The sequence below is a fragment of the Lentzea sp. NPDC051213 genome, assembly GCF_044455585.1.
GTDB lineage: Bacteria > Actinomycetota > Actinomycetes > Mycobacteriales > Pseudonocardiaceae > Lentzea.
Genome location: NZ_JBITEX010000002.1, coordinates 531818 through 554765, shown reverse-complemented (window position 1 = coordinate 554765; position 22948 = coordinate 531818). Strand labels below are relative to the sequence as shown.

The following is a 22948-nucleotide window of genomic DNA, read 5'->3' as shown; positions in this document are numbered from 1 at the left end:
AATAGAACTGCCCCTGGCAGCGCACTGACAGACAAACACCAGGCCGACATTCTTCAACGACACACAAAAGCGGTGGTTCCGCGCGTCCGGCCGACTCGCGGAACCACCGCTCAGTTCATTCTTCGAATTGTCAGCTGACCGGCGCCATGAAATCGGTCACCGTGACGAGGGCACCGAGGCCGGACGGCCACGCGACGGTCACCGAGTCGCCCAGGCTGCCCTGGCCGGGCAGGTCGAACCGGATCGACGCGGGGTTGAGGCGCGGGCCGTGCAGCTGCGTGCTCACGTAGATCGCGGCCTCGTGGTCGGCGTCGACCGGCAGCTCGACGTACTCACCGGGCGGGGGCACGGTCAGGTCGGCGCCGATGTCCTGACCTGCGTCGTCGATGAACTGCACGTTGCTCAGCGTGCCGCCGATCTTGCAGTTCACCCCGTCCTTCGCGGTGAACGCGATGCGGAACAACTTGCTGGCGTCGTTCGGCGCGTGGGCGTCGTAGGCGTTGACGTCGAGATCGCTGCCCGTGCACCACGGGACGTCGCCCTTCTTCTGCCCCGTGTCGCCACCAAGGGCTGCCGACGTACCCACGACGGCCAATAGAGCAACACCGGCCAGGCCCGCAGCGGTCATCGTCTTCCGGAACGTGTTCACGTGTTCTCCCCGAATTGTCTCGATTGGATTTCCCTTACACACAGAAGACGCCTCCGGCGAGAGGAGGTTGCCACGAGAATGAATTCAGCACTCGGGTACGACAGCCCACCAGACTTTAGTGGGACGCTATTGCCCGTTCGGGCATCCTCACGCCGCCGCGGGCCACCAACCGGGCCGCCGGTGCTGCTTAACAGCGCCGAATTCTTAACGCCTCGGCCGTTCCCAGCGCCTTCATCACGGGTCGAGCCTCGTGCTTACTGAGAGTGTCAGGTCGGTTGCACGGAGCCCCAGCGACGTTCAGGAGGCGGTCATCGTGGTGGCTGTCGAGGAGACCACAGCGGCACGTCCGGTCGCCGAGGTGCTCGAGTGGAGCCGCGCCTCGATCGAAGCCGCGATGCGTTCCGCGGTCTACGAACTGCCCGCGCCGGTCCGGCACGTCGCCGGATACCACCTCGGCTGGTGGAAGGTCGACGGCACGGAAGCCGATGACGCCCACGGCAAGTTCATCAGGCCCGCACTGGCTTTGCTCACGGCCGCGGCGGTGGGCGGAGAGCCCGCACTTGCCGTGCCGGCCGGGGTGGCGATCGAACTGGTGCACAACTTCTCGTTGCTGCACGACGACGTGATGGACCACGATCCCACTCGGCGTCACCAGCCGACGGCGTGGACCGAGTTCGGGACCAGCGCGGCGATCCTGGCCGGCGACGCGCTGCTCACGCTGGCGACCAGGGTCCTCGCCGGGAGCGGGGATGCCAAGGGAGTGCCGGCCATCCGCATGCTCGGCGGCGCCGTGCTGCAGATGATCCACGGGCAGAACAGCGATCTCGAGTTCGAGTACCGGACGGATGTGAGCCTGTCCGACTGCACCACGATGATCGAGGGCAAGACAGGTGCCGGGATGGGCGTGGCGTGTGCGCTGGGCGCGCTCTACGGCGGCGCCGATCACCACGGCATCGTCAGGATGCAGAGATTCGGCACGAGGCTCGGCGTCGCCTACCAGATCGTCGACGACCTGCTCGGCATCTGGGGCGATCCGGCGGTGACGGGCAAACCCAGGCACTCGGATCTCCGGTCCTACAAGAACTCCATGCCGGTCGCCGCCGCCCTCAGTTCCGGCACCTCCGCGGGCGCGGCCCTGCTGGAACTGTACGAACGCCGCACCCGGCTGTCCGATGTGGAACTGCGGCACGCCGCGGAACTGATCGAGGAGTCGGGTGCGCGGAAGTCCTGCGAGCACCGGGCCGCCTCGCTGCTGTCGAGCGCCCTGGCCGATCTCCGGTCGATCGACCTGCGGCCGCGTGCCCACGAGGAGCTGGCCGGCCTCGCCCGCTTCATCACCCGTCGCGATTCCTGACCACCTAAGGAAGGCGGAGCCGATGCTCGTCGCCGACGTACTTCTCTTCCACGACGACCGACTCGCCGTCGACTGTCCCGCTGCCTCCCTGGTGGCCGGCGATCTTCGGCGCCAGGGCATCGCCGCGACGACAGGGCCGGTGCGGTTTCCGGACACGGCACAGGACGTCAAGGTGTTCGCCGCGACGATTCCCGGCAGCTCGGGGCCGTCGGGGATCGGCCTGGTCACCCAGGGCGAGGACCACCACGCGCAAGCAGTTGCCCGCGCCAGTCTCGCCGGGTGGCTCGCCGTGACCGGCCCGCGGCGGGTGCTGCTCGCCTCGCCGAGGTCGTTCTGCGCGGGTGTCGAGCGCGCGATCGAGGTGGTGGAACGACTCCTCGACGAGCACGGCGGCAGGGTCTACGTGCGCAAGCAGATCGTCCACAACAAACACGTCGTCGCCGAGCTCGAAGCGCGCGGCGCGGTCTTCGTCGACGAGCTCGACGAGGTGCCGAACGGTGCTGTCACGGTGTTCTCGGCACACGGCGTCTCTCCGGCGGTTCGCGCCGATGCCGCGCACCGCCTGCTCGACGTGGTCGACGCGACCTGTCCGCTGGTCACCAAGGTCCACGCGGAGGCCCTGCGCTACGTCGCACGGGGCGACACGGTCGTCCTCATCGGACACGCGGGACACGAGGAGGTCGAAGGCACCCTCGGTGAGGCGCCGGACCGCATCGTCCTCGTCGAAACTCCCGAGGACGCCGAACGCCTGGTGGTCGAAGATCCGGAGCGCGTGTCGTACGTGACCCAGACGACGCTGTCGGTGGAGGAGACCACCGAGGTGAGCGACGCGCTGCGCAGGAACCTCCCCGCGGTGCGCGGGCAAGGCGTCGAGGACATCTGTTACGCCACCACGAACCGCCAGGAGGCGTTGCGCGCCGTCGCAACGCAGTCGGATCTCGTGCTCGTGGTCGGATCGCGCAACTCGTCGAACTCGCTGCGGCTGGTGGAGCTCGCCGAACGGCTCGGCACACCCGCTCACCTCATCGACGACGCGGGTGACATCCGGCCCGAATGGCTGGCAGGCGTGACTTCTGTCGGCCTCAGCGCGGGAGCCTCCGCGCCGCCGCAACTGGTGCACGACGTCGTGTCCGCCCTGGCCGGGCTCGGACCGGTGACCGTGACCGAACACGAACACACCCGTGAAGACATCAGCTTCCAGCTGCCATCCGCCTTGAGGTCGTCATGACGAGCGAACTTCTCACCTCCATCACCAGCCCGGAACGCCTTCGGGAGCTCCCCGCGGCGAGACTGCCGGAACTCGCCCAGGACATCCGCCGGTTCCTCGTGGAGCAGGTGTGCGTCACCGGTGGCCACCTCGGCCCGAACCTCGGTGTGGTCGAACTGACGATCGCCGCGCATCGCGTTTTCCGGTCACCGCACGACGTTCTCCTGTTCGACACCGGTCACCAGGCGTACGTGCACAAGATCCTCACCGGTCGTCAGGCCGACTTCGTGGTGCTGCGCCAGTCCGGCGGGCTGTCCGGCTACCCGTCGCGGTCCGAGTCACCGCACGACTTCATCGAGAACTCGCACGCCTCCACCGCACTGTCCTATGCGGACGGTCTGGCCAAGGCCTTCGCGTTGCGCGAGGAACACGACCGGCACGTGGTGGCGATCGTGGGAGACGGTGCGACGACCGGTGGCATGTGGTGGGAGGCCCTCAACAACCTGGGGCCCGCACAGGATCAGCCAGTGATCATCGTGCTGAACGACAACGGCCGCTCCTACGCCCCCACCACGGGCGGACTGGCAGCGCACCTCGCCAGGCTCAAGACGGGGACCGAGCCCGGCAACCTGTTCGAGGACCTGGGCCTCGCCTACATCGGCCCGGTGGACGGCCACGACATCGCCGCGCTGGAGACCGCGTTCGCCGAAGCAGCCGCGCTGCACCGGCCAGTCGTCGTGCACACCCTCACGGTCAAGGGCAAGGGCTATCTGCCCGCCGAACAACACCAGGAGGACTGCCTGCACGCCGTCGGCGTCGTCGATCCGGTCACCGCACAACCGCGATCCTCCGGCGGCAAGACGTGGACCTCGGTCTTCGCGGAGGAGATCGCGGAGATCGGCGCGCAGCGCCCGGACGTCGTGTGCATCACCGCGGCGATGCTGGAACCGACCGGCCTGGGCACGTTCGCGACACGGTTCCCCGACCGCGTGTTCGACGTGGGACTGGCCGAGCAGCACGCCGTCACCTCGGCCGCAGGCCTCGCCCTCGGCGGGCTCCACCCAGTCGTCGCGATCTACGCCACGTTCCTCAACCGTGCTTTCGACCAGGTGCTCATGGACGTCGCCCTGCACCGTCTGCCGGTCACCTTCGTGCTCGACCGCGCGGGCGTCACCGGTCCGGACGGTCCCAGTCACCACGGCATGTGGGACGCCTCGATCCTGCCGATCATCCCCGGCCTCCGCCTGGCCGCGCCGCGAGACGCCACGCAGCTGCGGCGGCTGCTGCACGAAGCGGTCGGCGCCGACGGCCCGACAGTGCTCCGCTATCCCAAGGCAAGCGTCGGAGCCGACATCCCGGCCGTTCGTGAGGTCGGCTGTGCCGAGGTGCTCAGGGACGACGCGGAGGCAGAGGTCCTCCTGGTCGCGGCAGGCCCGTTCGCCGAGCCGTGCCTCGCGGCCGCCGAGGAGCTCTCGGCCGCGCACGACGTGCCGGTGACGGTGGTCGACCCGCGGTGGATCGCACCGCTCGACCCGGAGCTCGTCAAACTCGCCCACGGCCACCGTCTGGTGCTCGTCGTGGAGGACACCACGAGCACCTCCGCGCTGGGCACCCGGCTCGGCCAGGCGCTCGCCGCGATCGGGTCCACCGCGTGCGCGGTCACCTTCGCCCTGCCCGCCCAGTTCCTGATCCACGGCACCCGCGCCGAGATCCTGCGTGCGCACGGTCTCGACACCGCGGGCATCACGACGACCGTGCTCAAACGACTCGCCACGATGCGGGCCCGTACCGGCGCGTCGACCGAATCGGAGGCACGCTCGTGACGACGATCAACCTCGGCATGCCCGCGCCGCCCGCGCAGAAGCGCAGGTACGCCCGGCAGATCAGGGTGGGCAAGGTGATGGTGGGTGGTGACGCACCGGTCTCGGTGCAGTCGATGACCACGACACCTACCGCGAACGTCGACGCGACGCTGCAGCAGATCGCGGAGCTCAATGCCGCAGGCTGTGACATCGTCCGCGTCGCCGTGCCTTCCCAGGACGACGCCGACGCGCTGCCCGCCATCGTGGCGAAGTCACCGCTGCCGGTGATCGCGGACATCCACTTCCAGCCCCGGTACGTCTTCGCCGCGATCGACGCGGGATGCGCGGCCGTGCGCGTCAATCCCGGCAACATCAAGAAATTCGACGACCGGGTGAAGGAGATCGCCCTCGCGGCCGGCGACGCAGGCGTGCCCATCCGCATCGGGGTCAACGCGGGATCCCTGGACAGCCGCCTGCTGGCCAAGCACGGCCGGGTGAGCCCCGAGGCACTCGTCGAGTCGGCGCTGTGGGAGTGCTCCTTGTTCGAGGACCACGGTTTCCGGGACCTCAAGATCTCGGTGAAGCACCACGACCCGCTCATCATGATGGCCGCCTACCGGCAGCTGGCCGAGCGGTGCGACTACGCACTCCACCTCGGAGTCACCGAGGCAGGGCCCCCGCCGCAGGGCACGATCAAGTCGGCGGTCGCGTTCGGCGTCCTGCTCGGCGAAGGCATCGGCGACACGATCCGCGTCTCGCTGTCCGCGCCGCCGGTCGAGGAAGTCAAGGCAGGCAACCAGATTCTCGCCTCGCTCGGCCTGCGGCCGCGTCAGCTCGAGATCGTCTCCTGCCCGTCCTGCGGACGCGCCCAGGTGGACGTGTACACACTCGCCGAGCAGGTCACGGCCGCCTTCGACGGGTTCCCCATCCCGTTGCGGGTGGCCGTGATGGGGTGCGTGGTGAACGGCCCCGGCGAGGCCAGGGAAGCCGATCTCGGTGTGTCGTCCGGCAACGGGAAGGGCCAGATCTTCGTCAAGGGCAAGGTCGTTCGGACCGTACCGGAACACCAGATCGTCGAAGCCTTGATCGAGGAAGCCCTCGCGCTGACCGAAGAGGCCGGCACACCATGAGTGACATCGCCCGAAGTGGCGTTACGCCATACGGTTGCATGTGCCTGCTCTGCGTGTGACGATCCCGGCGCGCCACTTCTGGCACGGTGCACGTGCTCCTACTCTCACTAACCGTCCCGGGCAAGGGGGGAGAACCCTTCGGATGAACAGGTCCGTCGAACGGCAGCGTTTCTTCACCGAAGGTGTGCGCCTGGGCGAAATCTGCGTGGGTTCGTTCACGCATCCCGTCCGCGGCCGGGTGCGTTCCTCCGCCTCTCCCCTCGTCGCCGGGACGCTGCGACGGCTCGGTCATCAGGTTCGCGAGGTGTCCGGGTTCACGCTGTCGAGCGACGCGACGGACGGCGTGTTGTTCACCGCGTCCTATGTGGACAGATCAGGAGCGGTCGTCGGTTTCGGCGCCGCCGCTCATCACGCCGACGAGCAGGCGGTCTGCGCGGCCAGGGAGGCGGTCCACGCGTGGTCGGCCGTGTGGCGCACTCGGCGGGTCGTGCTCGCCACCGCGCAGGAGTGCACGGCTGACGACTGCCCCGCGGTCGGAAAAGCGTTGGCGGAACTGAAGAAGTTCGCTGACCGGGGCGATCGAACGGTGATCATCGGCATCCGCGACAGCGAGCTGGCGGCCGTGCTGACGGGGACCGGCGACGCGGCTGTGGTGGCCGAGTCACCTGCCGACGTCGCCGCACTGGACCTCGATCCCGATCATGTCTCGTACCTGGTGCAGCCCGGCCTGGTGGTGGAGGACGCGGTTCCGGTCATCACCGCGCTGCGGGCCCGGTATCCGCGGCTGCGGGGCGCTCATCCGGACAACCTCTGCTACGCCACGTCCGACAGGATGGCGGCCGTCCTCGTCGTGGCGATGACCACGGACCGCCTGCTCGTCTGCGACTCGGGCGCACCGGACGAGGCGGCCCGGCTGGTGCGGCTCGTGGCCTCGACGGGCAGACCCGCCCACGTCGTCCGGCGAGTCGACGACATCCTTCCCAGCTGGATGGCCGGGACCGAATCCGTTGGTGTGGCGGCAGTGGGCCACTTCGGCACCCGGCTGGTGAACGACGTCGTCGGCGCGTTGTCGGGCTTGGGCCCGATGTCACTGGTACGCCGTCGTGTCAGCACCGGCGTCACCACGATGGACACCCTCGAACCGACGGCTGGAGCACACCCTCATGCCGACGCATCGCACGCCGAACGCGAAGCTCCGATCATGGCTCGACAGGGCCGGGTGGACGGGTGACCAACTCGCGCGTGCGATCAACGACCTGGGCGGCGAGGCGGGCATCGCGCTGAGGTACCAGCGTGCGTCGGTCGCTCAGTGGCTGGCCGGGATGCGCCCGCGGCCGCCTGTCCCCCACCTCATCGCCGAGGCCTTCTCCCGGCATCTCGGCAGGCCCGTCACCGTGACGGACCTCGGACTGGAGTCCACCCTGGCCGGGATGCCGCCGAGCGCACCGTGCTGGACGCTGGAAGCCGCCGCCACGCTACTCGACGTGACCCTTCCGGCAGCCCAGCCACCTGCCGCGGACGGACGCCGGGCGTACAGCGTGGCGGCGCTGGCGGTGCCGTACTGGGCGGAGGTCTCGAGCCTCAGTCTCCGCGACCGGACCGCGCTCTCCGCTCCCCCGTCGGTGTCCAGGGCCGACGTCCAGGACGCCGGCACGATGCTGCGGTTGTTCTCCGACGCCGACCTGATGTTCGGTGGCGGCCGGGTCAGGCAAGCCCTCACGGCCTACCTCAGGTCCACGATCGCACCGTGGCTCGGCGCCGACAGCCGTCCCGCCGTGCGGCGGGAGCTGCTGGCTACCGCCGCCCAGCTGAGTTACCTGTGCGGCTTCGTGTTCTTCGACGACGAGCTGCACGGAACCGCCCAGCGGTACTACCTGACGAGTCTCCGGCTGGCCGCCGAGGCCGGCGACTCCGTCGGCTACGTGCTCGCACTGCGTGCTCTGAGCGTGCAGGCCGGGCAACTCGGCCATCACTCGGAGGCCGTCGACCTCGCCGAGATGGCCGTGTGGACGGCGCCGAAACAGATACCGCCCAACGTCCGCGCGTTCCTGCTCGGCCAGCTTTCGGTGGCGAGGGCGGCGCGGGGCGACCGGCGCACCGCGCTGATGGCGCTGACCGCCGCGGAACGACAACTCGCTCAGGCGGAGAAGTACGAGTCGAGTGTCGGCGTCTACCACTCGGCTTCCCTTGCCCACCAGCAAGCCGCCACCACCGCGAGCTTCGGCGACAAGATCACCGCCATCCGGCTGCTGGAGACGTCGTTGCGGCGGCGCCCCACCAACGAGCGGCGCTCGCGACTGATCACGCTGGCCACGCTCGCGGAGCACCAGGCGGCGATCGGGCGCATGGAACAGTCGTGGCAGACCTGGCACCTGTTCCTCGACGACTACCCGCTCGTCAACTGCCGTCGTGCGAACACCGCTCTGCGCACCATGCGCGCGCGGATTCGGCCGCACCACGGCAATCCGGCCGCACGGTCGCTCATCGTCCGTGCCGCCGAACTGACCAGCAGAACCGGTGCCTCCTGAGGCACCGGTCCCTGTTCGGCACGCGTCACACCGGGTCGAAGTCGGTCGAGCGGCTCACGTGTTCCCACTTGTCGATCTCGGCGTTCCTGGCCTGGTCCGCCATCCTCGCCATCTGCAGAGCGTCGCTGCCCAGCAGCAGACGCAGTGGCGGGTCCTCCGACGCCGCGATCTCGACCAGCACCCGCGCCGCCTTCGCCGGATCACCGGTCATCAAATCGCCCGCCGCACGGATGCCCTCCGCCATCGCGCCGACGGTCGCCCGGTAGTCCTCGCCCGGCTCGGTCACCAGCAGGGAACAGCCGAGCCAGTCGGTGCGGAAGCCACCGGGCTCGACGAGCGTCACCTTCACGCCGAGCGGTGCCATCTCCTGCGCGAGCGCCAGCGAGAAGCCGTGCAACGCGAACTTGGCGGTCGAGTACGAGACGAGGCCGGGACCGACCGCCAGGCGGCCGGACAGCGACCCGATCTGCAGGAAGTGGCCCGTACGCTGGGCGCGGAACACCGGCAGCGCCGCACGGGTGACGTTGACAGCGCCCCAGAAGTTCACCTCGAGCTGCTCGCGGAAGTCGGCGTCCGCGCCCTCTTCCACCGACATCACGTGCCCGACGCCCGCGTTGTTCATCACGACGTCGAGCCTGCCGAACGCCTCGACAGCCGCCCGCACGGCGTTGCGCGCCTGCACCGCGTCGCGCACGTCCAGCGCCACAGTTCTGACTCGGTCGCCGTGTTCCTGCACGAGAGCCTCGAGGTCGTACGGCTTGCGGGAGGTGGCGACCAGCTGGTGGCCGGCGGCGAGCACCGCCTCCGCGGTCTTGCGGCCGATGCCGCGGGAACTACCGGTGATGAGCCAAACCTGTGGTGTCGCACCGATCCGCGGCATCACGTCATTCCGCCGACGTACAGCAGCCGGTTCGGCGAGCCGACGACGTCGGTGATCTTGTTCGTGGTGGCCCTCGTCAGCAGCGCGTTCGCCACCGCGGCGGGACTGTCGGTCGGATGCGAGGCCAGCCACAGCGCCGCCGCGCCCGCGACATGGGGTGCTGCCGCGGAAGTACCGCTCTTGGTGATGAAGTAGGAGTCGTTCTGGTGCCACGCGGAGAAGATGTTCTCGCCCGGTGCCCAGATGTCCGTGCAGTTGCCGTAGTTGGAGAACTCGGCGCGCCGATCGGTGGTCGTGGACGCGTTGACGGTGATCGCCTCGGGTACGCGGGCCGGAGTCGTGCTGCACGCGTTGGAGTTCGCGTTGCCCGACGCGACCACGTAAGTGATGCCGGACGCGATCGAGTTGCGCACAGCCTGGTCGAGTGACATGTCCGATCCGCCGTAGGCGCCGAGCGACATGTTGGCCACGGCGGGTTTCACCGCGTTCGCCGTCACCCAGTCGACCCCGGTGATGATCCCCGAGACGAGGCCGGTGGCCCAGCAGTTCAGCACCTTCACCGCCACGATGTTCGCGGCCTTCGCGACGCCGTGCTCCGCACCCGCGAGGATGCCCGCGACGTGGGTGCCGTGGCCGTTGCAGTCGCTGTTGTTGTTGTCGAAGGTGGTGTTGATGGCCCAGGTGACTCGGCCGCCGAACGTCGAGTGCGTGAGGCTCACCCCGGTGTCGATGACGTAGGCGGTCACGTTCGACGCGGTCGTGTTGTAGGTGTAGCTGGAGTTCAGCGGCAGGTTGCGCTGGTCGATCCGGTCGAGGCCCCAGGACGGCGGGTTCGGCTGCACGTCCTGCGCGCGGACCTCGCCGTCCTGCTCGACGTACGCGACGCGCGGGTCCGCGGCCAGGCGCGCGGCCTTGGCGGCGGGCATCCTCACCAGGTAGCCGTTCATCGCGTGCTGCCAGACGGTGCGCACCTCGCCGCCGTACCTGTCCACCAGGTCTGGCAGGGCGGCCGCCGACTTCGACTGCTCCTTGAGCACCACGATGTAGCTGCCTTCGACGCGGCCGGGACGGTCGGCACCGAGAATCGTCCCGACCGATCCCTGAGCCGACCCGGCAGGCATTACTACGGCCGCGGTCGTCAAAGCGACAAGACCTAACCAAAATCCTCTTCGCACAGCAGATTCTCCCTCGCGACAAATACAGGGTTATCAAAGAGAGCTATCGTTGACGCCGATTCCTCAGCACCGCGGCAATGGAGAGCGGCCAGAGCACCGCCAGCACGGCGAGTACGACCGGAACGAGACTCGGCCCGCGCACGATGTCCGGGAAAGCCGGATCGCCGGTCACCGCCGGACCATCCCAGGTGCACGTGTAACCAGGCGGGAACCAGCCCCACGAGGCCTGCCCGAAGATCGATCGATCTCCCAGGTCACACGCGGTCGGCCCGCCCCCGAGGAGAGCGGTCAGGACCCACCAGCCGACGACGGCCAGCAGGCCGACACCGCCGATGATCACGAGCTTCAGGTTCGTAGATTGCACAGTCGAATTCAACACCAGTTCTAGAACAACTGTGCTGTTTACGCTTTCTCGACTGCCCTTCCAGGCAACCACGCTGCCCGATGGTCACTTCTTCACAAAAGGGCACATCGGAGTTGCCAGCGTAGACCGCGCGCGCAAATCAATGCAATGTGGATGCCGAGAAGTCGACTGAAAGGAGAGGCGGACGATGACGACCTCCGCGCAAATCGGCACGGTGATCGCTTGCGTGCTCGCACTGGCGGCCTGCGGCCAGGCCGGCGAAGCGCCGGCCACGAAAACGGTGCCGAGTAGCCCGGCCACCCCGAGCAGTCCGACCGCGCCGACGACCTCGTCCGGTTGGTGCAGGGCCGGCGACCTGAAGATCAGCACCAGCGAGGGCGCCGGCCCGTCCGACATCTACCGGTCGTTCACGATCAACCTGGAGTCGGCCAAGGGATCAGCCTGCACCATCGGGGGCACGCTCAGCGACGTGCGGTTCCTGTCGAGCAGCGGTACCGAACTCGACGTTCCGATCGCAGGCGGTCAGCAGGACGCCTCCCTGGCCATCACGGTGGACCCCGCGCACCCTGCCGTCGTGTACCTCAAGGCGCCCAAGGACGCCAAGCCCGAGCCCGTGAAGTCGATCAGCTTCACGTTGCCCGGCAACGGACAGCCCGGCGATCCGGTGCTCGTCGACTGGATCGCCCCGCTGGGCGGACCTGTCCAGTTAGGACTGATCGCGGCGCCGGTCAGCTGACCCGGTGCACACCACCGTCACCGGGGCGGCCAGAACTCACGGACCACCTCGTACGGGTCGGGATCTCCTGGGCTGGTGGACATCACGTTGTCGACGTCCAATTCGAACAGCACCATCCGATCGAGCACGTCGTACGGAGCCGCTTGCAGCACGGCCTCGCGCTCTTCCGGGTCCTCGATCACCCGGCCGCGTCCGGCGAGGAACACCTGGGACACCGTCGGAATCGGCGCGTCCACCGGGGGATGCAAGGCGAAGCGCCCGCCCCTGCGCAGATCGTGTCCCTTGGGCGAACTGGGTTCCATGAACACGAAAATGCCTTGCTCGGTGATGATCGGCGACACGGGATGCACCCTCGGGGCACCGTTGGGTGCCGTGGTCGCGAGATACGCGATGTGCAGATCCCTGATCCGTTCCTGGGCAGCAGCTGCCAGAACCGGGGCTTCTTCCACGAACTTCGACCAGTTGGTCACGGCTCCTCCAACCTCAACGCGGGGCACCGCACTCAGCGGCCCGATGTCCGCCGAAGTGGATCTTTTGGCACAGCCCGAGAACCATACCGCTGTTCGCCACTTCGACCAGTCCGTGCAAGGCCTTCTACGACCACGTCTCCTTAGCTGGTAACTAAAGCTTCATTTCGAAGCCCTCGCTCCCCGAGAGACCCGCGTCGATGCCCGCACGACGAGTTCTGGTGTGTAGACCACCGTCTGATGCCGGTGCGCGCCGGCGCCGGACGTCTCCTCGATCAGCAACTCGGCCGCCTTCTGGCCGATGCGCGCGGCAGGCTGGCGCACCGACGTCAGCGGAACGGCAGCGGCCGAAGCGAACTCGATGTCGTCGTACCCGACGATCGAGATGTCCTCCGGCACCCGCACGCCCGCACCCACCATCGTTTGCAGCACACCGAGCGCGAGCAGATCGTTGGCGCAGAACACCGCGGTCGGCCGCGGGCTGATGCCAAGGATCCGCGAGCCCGCGTCACGGCCGGACTCGACGGTGAGCGCCTCCACCTCCAGGATCGAGAGGTCGGCATCACCGATCTCCGAGCAGAATCCCTGCTCACGTTCGCGACACTGCACGAGCACGGCGGGCCCGTTGACGAACGCGATGTTCCGGTGACCGGTCTCGACCAGGTGCCGCGCGGCCAGCGCACCGCCGGCGACGTCGTCCACCGACACCGAGCAGGACGTGCCGTCCGGCGAACGCCGATCGACCAGTACATAAGGGATCGCGCCGCGCCGGAACAACGCGAGACTGTCCGCCGCCGTGCCGACCGGACTGACGAGCACACCGCGCACCCGCAGCTCGGCCAGCATCGCCAGGTACGAGACCTCACGATCGACGCGCTGGCCGCTGTTGCACGTGATCATGTTCAGCCCCGCGTCGTGCGCGGCCTGCTCGGCGCCACGCGCCACGTCGACGAAGAACGGGTTGCCGAGATCGAGCACCAGCAGCCCGAGTGCCCTGCTGCTGCCGGCCCGGAGCTGGCGCGCCGACTCGTCGCGCACGTAGCCGAGCTCTTCTATCGCCGCCTGAACGCGGTTGCGGGTCCCGGCGGCGACCACGTGTGGCCGGTTCACGACATTCGACACGGTGCCGATCGACACGCCTGCCTTCTGCGCGACATCCTTGATGCCTACCGACCCGTTCGCCCTCCTGATCCGAGCCACAAGCGAACCCTAGCACCGGTTGAAACGTTTCACAGCCCTGGAGGATCTCGCGGCGGCGGGCATTGTGGAGGACTCGGCGGCGAGCACCGCGGAGAGCCCGGCAGCGGGCACCGCGGAGAGCCCGGCAGCGGGCACGGCGCAGAACCCGGTAGCGGGCACCGCGGACGGCACGGCGGCGAGCACCGCAGAGAACCCGGCACCGGGCACGGCGCAGAACCCGACAGCGGGCACCGCGCAGAACCCGGCAGCAGGCACCGCGGAAGGCACGGCAGAGGCCCCCTTTGGAGGGCCCTCTGCTCAGCGTGCGTTGTACTCCTTCAGATCACCCATGTAGCCCTGCGCCGTGCGAGCCGGGCCATCGCCCTCCAACTCCTTCCACAACTCGTGCAGCAGGTGCATGCCCGTACCGGTCTGGAACGCCGCGTCCTTCCAGCGGAACTGACCACCCGGTGCGGCGAGCTCCTCGAAGTTCTTGATCCACTTGCTGGTCTCGGCAGCCTCTTCCGGAGTCTTGCCGAACTTCGTGACGAGCACGCTGTCCAGGTGTTCCTTGCTGTACTTGGCGAGGTCGTCCGCGTGATTCTTGACCTCGGCCCACGAGAACGGCGGTTTCTGGCCGGGACCGGCCGCGGGAGGCACGTTCGTGGCCGGGGGGTTCTGCCCTGGACCGCCCGCGGGAGGTGCGTTCGGGTCCGGCGGCTTCGGCGCGGCAGGACCCGTACCGGCCGGCGGTGGCTTGGGCCCCGCGGTCGGCGACGGCGGCAGCGGGACGTCCTGCGGCTTGGGTCCACCCGTGGGGGACGGCGGCAGCGGAACGTTCTGCGGGGGCTTGGGAACGTTGGTGTTGATCGGTGGCGGCTGCACCCCCGACGTACTCGTCGTACCAGGACCCGGCGGCGGCTTCGGCCCCGCAGTCGGCGACGGCGGCAACGGAACGTCCTGCGGCCTGGGCCCACCCGTGGGCGACGGCGGCAGCGGAACATCCTGCGGCGGCTTCGGAACGTTGGTGTTGATCGGCGGCGGCTGCACCCCCGACGTACTCGTAGTACCCGGCCCTGGCGGAGGCTTCGGACCCGCAGTCGGCGACGGCACGTCCTGCGGCCTGGGCCCACCCGTCGGAGACGGCGGCAACGGAACATCCTGCGGCCTGGGCCCGCCCGTAGGCGACGGCGGCAGTGGAACATCCTGCGGCGGCTTGGGAACGTTCGTGTTGAGAGGCGGCGGCTGCACCCCAGACGTACTCGTCGTGCCCGGCCCCGGCGACCTGACCGCAGGCGGCGTCGGCACGTTGGTCGGAACACCGCCCTTGCCGAAGGCGGAGGCGGTGCCGCCCATCTTCGCCAGCGCCTCGCCGAGGTCGTCGGTGGACTTCGCGGCGCCGGTCAGGAATCCCTTGAGCTTGGTGATGTGGCTCATGATGCGGCCGACCGCCTGCGTGGCGGTGGCGACCGCGACGCCGATGAACGCGACGATCGACGCGCCGAACGTGAACGGTGCGAGGCCCGCGGCGGTCAGCGCGCCGCCGATGAGGTTGCCGATCACCATGGCGATGATGTCGCGGACCAGGGACCTGGTCGCGGTCACGCAGGCACCCATCGTGCCCATGATCTTGCCGGCGGCTTCGAGCGCTCCGCCGAGGGCCTCGAGCTCCTTGCCCACCTGCAACATCATCTGGCGGAACTTGTCGGCGGCCTCGCCTGCCCAGCCGTCGAGCTTCTTGAGCGCCGCCACGTGGATGGTGGCGAACTCGTCGTACTTCTTGGCTTCCTCCGCGATCTTCGCGGTCTCCTGCCGGATGGCGATGTTGTCGCCCATCAGCAGGTCGAGCGGTTCGCGCAGGAAGAAGATGTGGTCGATCAGCCAGCCGACGCCGGCGCCGATGACCGCGCCCAGCGGGTTCAGCGCGGCGCCGACGACGTCGAAGCCGAGACCGACGCTGAACGCGGCGATCGCGCCGTTGTTCTTGTCGTGCACGGCTTTCGTCAGGCCGGCCACGGTGTCGACCATGCCGGCGCCGGAGAAGCCGTCCGTCCACTCCGTACCCTCGCCGAATCCCGGCGTCAGGTCGAGTCCCCGGACCATCAGTACCCCCCGCTGAACGCGTTGGCGTTGCCCTCGTCGGTACCGGAGTAGGTGTCCGCGGTCAGCTTGATGTTCTTCGCCGCCTCCCGCATACCCGCCTCGTACTGCCCGATGCACGTCGAGGCGTTCTTCAACTTCTTGTCGACGGCGATGTAGAAGAGTCCGCCGACAATGCCCCACACCGTCGGGGTGTACTTGACGCTGTCGATGACGCCCTTGGACGTTCCGATCTGGTCGGAGATCGACTGCACGTTGGCCGCGAACGTCATGAGATCCTCTGGTGAGACCGTGAACTGCCCACCGCTGGTCATTCGCGCCTCCCTCGGTCAATCGTGGTCACCACGGGTTGTTGTCCTCATCCATGTCGTCGTTCACCGGACGGGGTCGCCTGGCGGGAGGTGGCGCGGGTGCCTCGGGCCGCACGGGCGGGGCAGGTGGTTCGTACTCGTCCACCGCGTCGGCGTAGGGGTCGCGCTCGTCGTCCTCGTCGTCCACGGCGGGTGGGAGGAAGGACAGCACCATGTTCATCGACTCGGTGCCGGCGCCGAGCGGCTGGAACGCCTCGATCATCTTCTCGGAGGCGGCGCGTTGTGCCCTGCCGACGGCCTCCATGATCGACGCCTGGAGCCGCTGCGGGCTCATGCCGGCGGCGCGGTCGGTGAGCTCGAGGCTCTGCAGTGCGCCCGTGGGCGCGATCGTCACCTGGACCGCGTGGTCCTTCGACTTCGCGGTCGCCGAGGAGTGCGCGAGATTCTCCTGCAGCTCAGCCGTTTTCACCGAGAGGTCGGCGACCTTCGCCTGCATGTCCTGCATCCAGCGGTCCGGGTCGACCCCGGCCATCCGCTGCGCGTCAATCGGTCCCAACGGGCCCATGGAATTCCCTCTCATGCCAGCACAGCGTTGATTCGGGTGGCGATGCGGTCGTTGTCGGTCGGAGACAGGCTCAGCCAGCCGTCCGAGTTCACCATCAGATATCGGCCCCGGTCGGTGTCGAACCAGTTGATGACCACGCCGGAACGCTGCCGTCCTTGCGTCACACCGAACTGTCCGCCCGCGACGCGGTTCGCCGTGAGCTCACCGATCTGTGCCGCGTCCTGAGTGGACAGACCGGCGCGCTGCAACGCCTGCTTGTCGTCGAGCTCGTCGTCGGCGGAGCCCCACGGGTCGTCGGACTCCTCCTCCTCGGAGTCCTGCAGCGCCACGGCTTCTTGCAACGACTGCAGCCGCACCGACAGCGCGGTACCGGGACCGGGCTCGCCCTCGGGCAGCACCTCGACGATCTCCCGCGCCAGCCCGGTCGGCCTGATGCCCACCAGGCCGATGCGGTCGTCGTCGATGATCGCCAGGACGGCCAGGGTGCCGTCCGACGCGGCGAGCGCCCGGACGGTCCGGTCCAGGCCCGCGACGGCGTCCACGGACACCTCGTGGTCGTCCAGCACGCGCAGGAAGTGGTGGAGTCGCTGGTCGTTGGCCAGGCCGCGCCCACGCAGCCCGGCCAACGTTTCCTGCACCAGCGCCGTGCGCTCCGACTCGGTGGCCCCCTCGGTCGGGAGGTCGAGCGGGTAGGGCATCCGGCCCAGCCGCAGTTCGTGCCACAACACGTCGAACTCGCGCGGCGACAGCAGGTACTCGGGCGTGATCATGACTGCTCGGGTCCCCTCTGCTTCTTCTGCTTCGCGGCACCGATCACCGACGGCGGCAGGTGCTCGCCCGGCACGTCGAACAGATCGCCGCCCATGATGTAGCTGGCGGACTTGCGTTCCTTGTCCTCGCCACCGCGAGCACCGGCACCGGCACCCGGCGCTCCTGCCCCCGGCGTGCCACCGGCCGCGGTGGCGCCACCCGGCGCCGTCACGCCCGTGGGCATCGCGGGCCGGCCGGTACCCGGCGCCACCCCCGCCGCCCCACCGGACTGGGTCGGGCCGGCACCCGCGGCACCGCCGAGGACACCACCACCGAGTGCGCCACCGCCGAACCCCCCACCGCCGCCCTTCATCGCCGCCGCAGCCGCCGCGGCTGCTGCAGCCCCGCCGCCGCCACCTCCGGCCCCACCACCGCCGGCCCCGCCGCCACCGCCGCCGGGCATGCCCTTGGGCAGGTTCGTCTCCTTGGGCAGGTAGGTGTTCGGGTTGAGCAGGTTGGGTGGGATCGCCGGCTTGGGCATCGGCGTGTTCGACCGCGGTGTCGAGCCAGGCCCACCGGGCGATCCCCCGCTGGGATAGGGCACGCCACCACCGGGGATCTGCGGCTTGTAGTCACTGCCACCGGTGTAGGTGTTGTTGCCACCGCCTGGGGGGAACTGCGGCGTGTACGAGGACGAGGGCGGCGGCGTGTAGGACGCGGCCGCCAAGGCCGTGGTGTCCGGCCGGACCGGCACAGGAGGCGGCGACACCCAGTTGCTCGAACCCGGTCCGCCCGCACCCGGTCCACCCGCACCCGGTCCCCCACCACCCGGTCCGCCACCGGGACCGCCGTTCGGCATCGAGGCAGCAGGTGCGTAGGAGCCGTTGCCCGCCGGTCCAGGGCTCGGCGCGGGCGCGGTGCCTGGACCGGCACTCTGCGTCTGCGTGGACATGAGCCCCTCGGCGCCGGCGAGCGTCGGCGCGCCGGCCGCCCGCGGGATCACCATCACCGGCTCCTCGACCTGGCCGGTGTTCGGGTTGAACGGTGGCTTGAAGGTCGGCACCGACGAGTCGATCTGCCGGGAGCTGTTCTCCATGCTGGTCATCACGGAGACCGCCTGCTCGTGCGCCGCGCGCGACTTCACGTTCGCCAGGGCCACGTCGATGGCGGCCACCGCGAAGGCGGCGGTACCCGGCTGGGAGAGCGCGGCCGCGGCCTTGTTCCAGTCGAACTCGACGGGCGCCGGCATCTGCGCCCGCGCGTTCGACATGATCTGGCCCTGATCGAGCACCTTGTCACCGAGGTTCACGGCGGTGCGGGCGGTCTCGTCGACCCAGTCCGCGAGCTTCTTCATCGCGTCACGCGCGGCCTCGGCGGCCGCGCCCGTCCACTTGGACTCCGAGGCGGTGATGACACCGGTGAGGGTGTGCGCCGCCTCGGTCAGCTCGGTGCCGTACCTGCCCCACTCGGAGCTGATCTCGCCGGCCTGGCCGGGGTCGTTGCCGTTGTGCACGGCGGCGTAGAGCTCCTGGTGCGAGCGTGACGCCCAGTTCTGCGGGTCCGTGAGGACCGGGACGTTCTCGATCGGGTCCGTCTCGGTTGGCATGACCGGTTCGCCTCTCGCGTCGGTGGAATCAGCCGTTCATGATCTTCTTCAGTTCGGCCTGCTGGTCCTCGTCGAGGCGGGTGAAGTTCGCGATCGCGGTCACGATCGAGTTCTTCGTCTGTTCCAGCACCGTGCGATACGCGGTCATGACGCTGACGAACGATCCCGGCTCGCCCTCGGCTCGCTGGGTGAACTTGTCGCGCATCGCGGCACCGACCGGGTTCGCGCCCAGCGGTGCGGGACGGGCAATGCTGTTGTTCGCGCGTTCCAGCCACGAGTCGACCTTGTCGAGCTGGGTCTGCAGCTGCTTGCGCAGCTCCTCCCCCGCGGTCGGGTCGAGCTGCACCTGACCCGAACTCACCGAATCACGAAGCGGGACGTCGCCCTGGGCCTTGTCGCCGACGGTGTACATGCGAGCAATGGTGGGTGTTCTTCGCTGACAAAGCCCGTCGCGTTCTGCGGACTGGAACACTTCGTTCCCGCGTCAGTCGCGGAACATCAGTCCGTGCCGCGCACGATGACCGCGTCGAGCTTCTCGGGGTCGTCGAACCACTCCGCGCGCAAGGGAATGCTGCACAGGGTCGGGAAGTCGACGGTGGCGAGTTCCTCACGCGACAGTTGTTCCTGAACGCTCATGACCATCTCCTATGGCTCGCTGATTGGCATGTGACGAGGCTAGACGCGTCGCCTGTGACGCTCATCTCCTCGTTCCATGGGCCGGAACATGCCTCTCGCCCAGCCGCTCGTTCGGCGATTCTTGTTCAGGACACGGCAAAGCGGCCCAACCCGGGGGGTCGGGCCGCTGGTGCGGGCTACGTCAGTGAAGCCCCGCAAGCGCTGCCGCGCCGAACTTGCCGCGTTCGGGCCTGAAAGTGGCGGCCGTCCTGGCGTGCCGAGTGCGCGCCCAGGTGAGCAGGGTCGTCCCCACGGACATGCCCCCGCCGAACCCGCACAACAGAAGGAGGTCGTTCTCGGCGAGCAATCTCTTGCGGTGCACCAGGTCCAGCGTGATGGGGATGGAAGCGGCGCCGGTGTTCCCGTAGTGCTCGAGCGCGAGGTGGCACGTGGCGCTGTGCAGTCCGAGAGTGGGCCACACGTCGGAGAGCATGGCGCCGTTGGCCTGGTGTGGAACGAAGTGCTTGATGTCCTGTGGTGCCACAGAAGCGTCCCGCAGCAGTGCTGTCACCTCATGACTGAGGCTGTCGTTGACGAAGCTGCGGACCGCGCGTCCGTCCATCGTGAAGTAGTGCTGGCCGCTGGCCACCGTGTCGGCTGAGGCCGGTGTCCTGCTGCCTCCCGCGGGGACGCTGATCAGTTCGTGCTGGTCTCCCCGCGTGGTGAGCCTGGTGCTCAGCAGGCCCTGCCCCGCCGCCACGGGGCCGAGCAGCACGGCGCCCGCTCCGTCACCGAAGAGGATCGCGGTCTTCCGGTCCGAGCGGTTGAGGATGCGCGAGTACACGTCGGCGCCGATGACGAGCGCGTACCCGTCGCTTTGGTCGTGCAGCAGGCCGTTCGCGATGGACATGGCGAAGACGAAACCACTGCACACCGAGTTCACGTCGAACGCCGCCGCGTTGGAGGCGCCGATCAGGTGCTGGACGATGCTGGCCGTGGCCGGTTGCGGGTGGTCCGGAGTGGACGTTGCCAGCACGAGGTAGGACACCTGGTCCGCGGTGATGCCGGCCTGGGCCAGTGCGGCCCGCGCGGCTGCCGCGGCCAGGTCCGATGTCGCCTCGTGGGGTGCTGCGTGTCGCCGGGACCGGATCTTGGTCTTGCGCGTGATCCACTCGTCGGTGACACCGGCCTCCGCGGCGACTTCGGCGTTGCTGACGGAGTGGGCGGGCAGATAGCTTCCGGTCCCGATGACGCCGATGGGGTGGCGCATGGTGTTCTCGCCTTTCTCGAAGCGGCCGATCAGCTGTGTTCGTAAAGGCGCTTGTGCCCGGACAGGCCCGCGAAGCGGAACGGGCCAGTGGTCTGCTTCGGCGTCAGGTGGTGTCCGCCGTCTTCCGGCAGCGACCGACCGTGCAACGTGCGGTAGGTGTGGTGGTCGATCGACCGCCGCCGTTCGACGACCGCTTGATGGCCGTCGGTGCGCAGGTGTTCCAGATAGCCGGGGACGACGGTGCCGCCGAAGAACTCGGCCACGCAGCCGGATCCGTAGCTGGCGAAGGCGATCGGCTGGTCGGTGAGGTCGCCCGCGTGGTCGAGCAACGAGGCGAGCGCCAGGTACATCGACGCCGTGTACGAGTTGCCCAGCACCTCGTTGTAGGCGGTCGTCAGCCGGAGCATCGCCGTCATCTGGTCTTCGTCCAGATCGTGTCCCGTGGTGTTGAACAGGTGCCGATGGGCTTTGGTGGCCATCTTCGTGAACGGCTGGTGGTAGCAGAAGGCGGCGAACTCGGGCAGCGGCCGTCCTCCCTGCTCCGTGTAGTCCTTCCACACGCCTTCCAGTGCCTGCAGGTAGGCGGAGATGGACTCCTGGCCGGCGACGAGCGCGGTGCTGCGGTAGTTGGGGCGCCAGAAGTCCATGACGTCAGACGTGTGCAGGCCGGACTGCGGTTCGATGCGGATCAGCGCGGGATCCGCACTGACGAGCATGGCCACGGCCGCCGCACCTTGGGTGGATTCGCCTGCGCTGTCGAGGTCGTAGCGCGACACGTCGGTGGCGATCACGAGGACCTGCTGGGTGGGGTCGCGGTGGACCAGGCCCATGGCGAACTGCAGCCCCGCGGTACCCGCGTAACAGGCCTGCTTCAGCTCGACGACCCTGGTCGACGGCGGCAGGTTCAGCAGGGAGTGCACGTAGATTCCGGCCGCCTTCGACTGGTCGATCGACGTCTCGGTCGCCAGCACCACGGTCCGGATCCGGTCCGCACCCCACCGCTCCACGATGGGGGCAGCCGCGGTCGCCGCCATGGTGACGATGTCCTCGTCCAGCGCGGGGATGCTCATCGACCGCTGGCCGATGCCGATGTGGTACTTGCCGATGTCGACACCCGTGTGCGCGGCGAGTTCGGTGTGCGGCAGCACGAACTCCGTCGTGGCGAAGGACAGGTCGTGAATCCCGACGGACGTGGTCATGACTGGCTCCCGATCTTCTCGGTCGAGCGTTCCAAGTGGACGTGGGCGGCCATCAGCTCGCCGGGGTTCGTTTGTGCTGCCATGAGGGAGAGTTCGCCGCACAGCACGGTCGCGGCCGCGAGCACCGCGAGGCGGCGCGCGTTCTCGCCGGGTTCCCGCTCGACCCGGCAGCCCAGCCGGGTCAGGTTGGTCTCGACGAACGGCAACCCCTTGCCGTTGCCGACGGACCCGACGATGAGATTCGGGATGGTGCAGGAGAAGTAGAGGTCTCCGTCGCGGTCCTCGGCCACGGTGACACCCTGCGAGCCCTCGACGATGTTCGCCGCGTCCTGACCGGTCGCCAGGTAGAAGCCGAGCAGCATGTTCGCGTAATGGGCGTTCGCCGAACGGATACCGCCGGCCAGCAGCGTGCCGATCAGGTTCTTGCGCACGTTCAGTTCGGCGATCTTCGCGGCCGTGGTGTGCAGCCGATCCCGCACCACATCACGCGGCACCGTCAACTCCGTGACCACGTTCTTGCCCCGGCCGAGAATGCCGTTGATCGCGGTCGCCTTCTTGTCCGTGCAGTAGTTCGCCGAGATCGACCCGTAGCTGATGCCAGGCAGGGTCTCCAGCAGATAGGACAGGAGCCGGTCCGCCGCCAGCGTCGCCATGTTGTGCCCCGAGGCGTCCCCGGTCGTGAACTCGAACCGCAGGAACAACAAATTGGCCGTGATCTCGTGACGCACGGCGATCAGGTCGGCGAACCGGCTGCACGACCGCACCACCGACCGCAGCTCGGCGAACTGCGAGTCGATTCGCCTGGCCGTCGAGAGTGCGGTCTGCGCGTTGATGGCCTCCACGAGAACGGAACGGGTCATCCTTTCATCGACCAGCGTCGCGACGATCCCCTCCGGCGCCAGCCTCGAGATCTTGGCGCCGCGCCCGACCGACGGCCACAGCGGTGACTCATAGGTGGCGAGCGGGACTTCCGTCTCGACGTGGGCGACGTTGCCGGTGATGCGCAGGGGGCCTACCCACTTCATCGGAACGCTTGCGATCGCGTGTTCTTCAGTCATGTT

General features: G+C 68.7%; 24 protein-coding genes. 7 read left to right on the top strand and 17 right to left on the bottom strand.

What is annotated here, in order from left to right:
* Positions 1-130: 130 nt before the first annotated feature.
* Complete coding sequence (locus ACIA8G_RS09345; RefSeq protein WP_396417865.1) at positions 131-649, bottom strand: hypothetical protein; 519 nt, start codon at positions 647-649, stop codon at positions 131-133.
* A 313-nt stretch (positions 650-962) separates the two neighbouring features.
* Here ACIA8G_RS09345 and ACIA8G_RS09340 point away from each other — a divergent pair, with 313 nt between their 5' ends.
* From ACIA8G_RS09340 to ACIA8G_RS09315, 6 genes are all read left to right on the top strand, one after another.
* Complete coding sequence (locus tag ACIA8G_RS09340; RefSeq protein ID WP_396417864.1) at positions 963-2003, top strand: polyprenyl synthetase family protein; 1041 nt, start codon at positions 963-965, stop codon at positions 2001-2003.
* Between the two features lie 22 nt (positions 2004-2025).
* On the top strand, positions 2026-3231 hold the full coding sequence (gene ispH / locus ACIA8G_RS09335; protein ID WP_396417863.1) for a 4-hydroxy-3-methylbut-2-enyl diphosphate reductase: 1206 nt from the start codon (positions 2026-2028) through the stop codon (positions 3229-3231).
* Positions 3228-5033, top strand: a complete 1806-nt coding sequence (locus ACIA8G_RS09330) for a 1-deoxy-D-xylulose-5-phosphate synthase (protein WP_396417862.1) — start codon at positions 3228-3230, stop codon at positions 5031-5033. The genes ispH and ACIA8G_RS09330 overlap by 4 nt, the downstream gene beginning before the upstream one ends.
* Before the next feature lie 17 nt (positions 5034-5050).
* Positions 5051-6142, top strand: a complete 1092-nt coding sequence (gene ispG / locus ACIA8G_RS09325) for a flavodoxin-dependent (E)-4-hydroxy-3-methylbut-2-enyl-diphosphate synthase (protein WP_396418674.1) — start codon at positions 5051-5053, stop codon at positions 6140-6142.
* Positions 6143-6284: 142 nt separating this feature from the next.
* Complete coding sequence (locus tag ACIA8G_RS09320; protein ID WP_396417861.1) at positions 6285-7373, top strand: hypothetical protein; 1089 nt, start codon at positions 6285-6287, stop codon at positions 7371-7373.
* Entirely contained in the window at positions 7306-8670 is a 1365-nt protein-coding gene (locus tag ACIA8G_RS09315; RefSeq protein ID WP_396417860.1) for a hypothetical protein, read from the top strand. Before ACIA8G_RS09320 ends, ACIA8G_RS09315 begins: the two co-directional genes overlap by 68 nt.
* A 25-nt stretch (positions 8671-8695) precedes the next feature.
* Here ACIA8G_RS09315 and ACIA8G_RS09310 read toward each other — a convergent pair whose 3' ends face one another.
* The 3 genes from ACIA8G_RS09310 to ACIA8G_RS09300 all read right to left on the bottom strand — a co-directional run bounded on the left by ACIA8G_RS09310 (position 8696) and on the right by ACIA8G_RS09300 (position 11089).
* The gene (locus tag ACIA8G_RS09310; RefSeq protein ID WP_396417859.1) at positions 8696-9550 is read right to left on the bottom strand and encodes an oxidoreductase; all 855 of its coding nucleotides are present in this window, start codon (positions 9548-9550) and stop codon (positions 8696-8698) included.
* Complete coding sequence (locus tag ACIA8G_RS09305; RefSeq protein WP_396417858.1) at positions 9550-10692, bottom strand: S8 family serine peptidase; 1143 nt, start codon at positions 10690-10692, stop codon at positions 9550-9552. The genes ACIA8G_RS09310 and ACIA8G_RS09305 overlap by 1 nt, the downstream gene beginning before the upstream one ends.
* Before the next feature lie 76 nt (positions 10693-10768).
* Positions 10769-11089 (bottom strand): hypothetical protein, encoded by a 321-nt coding sequence (locus tag ACIA8G_RS09300; protein ID WP_396417857.1) that lies wholly within the window; start codon positions 11087-11089, stop codon positions 10769-10771.
* Positions 11090-11276: 187 nt separating this feature from the next.
* Between ACIA8G_RS09300 and ACIA8G_RS09295 the strand changes: the two genes are divergently transcribed.
* Positions 11277-11825 carry a hypothetical protein gene (locus ACIA8G_RS09295; RefSeq protein ID WP_396417856.1) on the top strand — a complete coding sequence of 183 codons (549 nt, stop codon included), beginning with the start codon at positions 11277-11279 and terminating at the stop codon, positions 11823-11825.
* A 17-nt stretch (positions 11826-11842) separates the two neighbouring features.
* Here the strand turns inward: ACIA8G_RS09295 and ACIA8G_RS09290 are convergent, their stop codons facing one another.
* From ACIA8G_RS09290 to ACIA8G_RS09230, 13 genes are all read right to left on the bottom strand, one after another.
* Positions 11843-12295 carry a pyridoxamine 5'-phosphate oxidase family protein gene (locus tag ACIA8G_RS09290; RefSeq protein ID WP_396417855.1) on the bottom strand — a complete coding sequence of 151 codons (453 nt, stop codon included), beginning with the start codon at positions 12293-12295 and terminating at the stop codon, positions 11843-11845.
* A gap of 159 nt (positions 12296-12454) precedes the next feature.
* Positions 12455-13492, bottom strand: a complete 1038-nt coding sequence (locus ACIA8G_RS09285; protein ID WP_396417854.1) for a LacI family DNA-binding transcriptional regulator — start codon at positions 13490-13492, stop codon at positions 12455-12457.
* Between the two features lie 9 nt (positions 13493-13501).
* Positions 13502-13759, bottom strand: a complete 258-nt coding sequence (locus ACIA8G_RS09280) for a hypothetical protein (RefSeq protein WP_396417853.1) — start codon at positions 13757-13759, stop codon at positions 13502-13504.
* 30 nt (positions 13760-13789) lie between these two features.
* The gene (locus ACIA8G_RS09275) at positions 13790-15574 is read right to left on the bottom strand and encodes a hypothetical protein (RefSeq protein ID WP_396417852.1); all 1785 of its coding nucleotides are present in this window, start codon (positions 15572-15574) and stop codon (positions 13790-13792) included.
* Positions 15574-15885 carry a type VII secretion target gene (locus tag ACIA8G_RS09270; protein WP_396417851.1) on the bottom strand — a complete coding sequence of 104 codons (312 nt, stop codon included), beginning with the start codon at positions 15883-15885 and terminating at the stop codon, positions 15574-15576. Before ACIA8G_RS09270 ends, ACIA8G_RS09275 begins: the two co-directional genes overlap by 1 nt.
* 25 nt (positions 15886-15910) lie before the next feature.
* Positions 15911-16438 carry a YbaB/EbfC family nucleoid-associated protein gene (locus tag ACIA8G_RS09265; RefSeq protein WP_396417850.1) on the bottom strand — a complete coding sequence of 176 codons (528 nt, stop codon included), beginning with the start codon at positions 16436-16438 and terminating at the stop codon, positions 15911-15913.
* A 20-nt stretch (positions 16439-16458) separates the two neighbouring features.
* A complete protein-coding gene (locus ACIA8G_RS09260) occupies positions 16459-17217 on the bottom strand; it encodes an ESX secretion-associated protein EspG (RefSeq protein WP_396417849.1) in 759 nt (252 codons plus the stop codon).
* On the bottom strand, positions 17214-18803 hold the full coding sequence (locus ACIA8G_RS09255; protein ID WP_396417848.1) for a PPE domain-containing protein: 1590 nt from the start codon (positions 18801-18803) through the stop codon (positions 17214-17216). Before ACIA8G_RS09255 ends, ACIA8G_RS09260 begins: the two co-directional genes overlap by 4 nt.
* Positions 18804-18831: 28 nt before the next feature.
* The gene (locus ACIA8G_RS09250) at positions 18832-19215 is read right to left on the bottom strand and encodes a hypothetical protein (RefSeq protein WP_396417847.1); all 384 of its coding nucleotides are present in this window, start codon (positions 19213-19215) and stop codon (positions 18832-18834) included.
* Between the two features lie 86 nt (positions 19216-19301).
* Complete coding sequence (locus tag ACIA8G_RS09245; protein ID WP_396417846.1) at positions 19302-19439, bottom strand: hypothetical protein; 138 nt, start codon at positions 19437-19439, stop codon at positions 19302-19304.
* Positions 19440-19620: 181 nt separating this feature from the next.
* Positions 19621-20688, bottom strand: a complete 1068-nt coding sequence (locus tag ACIA8G_RS09240) for a 3-oxoacyl-ACP synthase III family protein (RefSeq protein ID WP_396417845.1) — start codon at positions 20686-20688, stop codon at positions 19621-19623.
* 29 nt (positions 20689-20717) lie between these two features.
* A complete protein-coding gene (locus ACIA8G_RS09235; RefSeq protein WP_396417844.1) occupies positions 20718-21887 on the bottom strand; it encodes a hydroxymethylglutaryl-CoA synthase in 1170 nt (389 codons plus the stop codon).
* Positions 21884-22945, bottom strand: coding sequence for a 3-hydroxy-3-methylglutaryl-CoA reductase (locus ACIA8G_RS09230; RefSeq protein ID WP_396417843.1), 1062 nt, complete (start codon positions 22943-22945; stop codon positions 21884-21886). The genes ACIA8G_RS09235 and ACIA8G_RS09230 overlap by 4 nt, the downstream gene beginning before the upstream one ends.
* Positions 22946-22948: the final 3 nt, after the last annotated feature.